The following is a 592-nucleotide window of genomic DNA, read 5'->3' as shown; positions in this document are numbered from 1 at the left end:
TCTTTCCAATCGGGAAAGAGTTCGTCGAGGGCACGAGGTTCAAACACCGCGCCGGAGAGAATGTGGGCACCGATTTCAGAGCCTTTTTCCACCAGGCAGACGCTGAGGTCTTCGTTGAGTTGACGCATGCGACAGGCCGCTGCCAGACCGGCGGGGCCGCCGCCGACAATGACCAGGTCGTACTCCATAAATTCGCGTTCCACAGTGTCTCCTAAAAGCAATCGGTCAGGTTTTAAACAATTTATATGAAAGGCTGAAAAATAATTGCAATTGCAACATAATAACCTTGTGTCTGGCAGGGAAGCAATAATCCCGTCAGCGCTTTAAAATGAATCAATAATATAACATTAATGCATATATTTGGTGTTAATCTAAGGTTTCGACTCTCTCGGTCATTGTCTCGGCAGATCAAAGGTTTATAATCATGCCGTCAATTTGTCTGGGAAGGTAGATTGGCGATCGTTGGTCGCACCAGGTGCCATTCGGTTCCTGATCCATATCTTATCAAAAAGCTTAGACTGATTATGCGACCCGGCTGGAGGGTAATTGCCTGGCCGATTTCTTTTGTCTGGAAAACCAACTTTTGGGAAGT

At 46.8% G+C, this 592-nt stretch carries 1 protein-coding gene; it reads right to left on the bottom strand.

Going from position 1 to position 592, the window contains the following annotated elements; translation table 11 throughout:
* On the bottom strand, nucleotides 1–188 hold a 188-nt coding region (locus tag ACXAFR_RS27460), incomplete at its 3' end, for an NAD(P)/FAD-dependent oxidoreductase (RefSeq protein WP_475183388.1).
* Nucleotides 189–592 lie beyond the last annotated feature (404 nt).

This window comes from Pseudomaricurvus sp. ABR4_320 (assembly GCF_056159445.1).
Note: the sequence above shows the minus strand (reverse complement) of the source record. Positions and strands in the feature narration are given on the sequence as shown.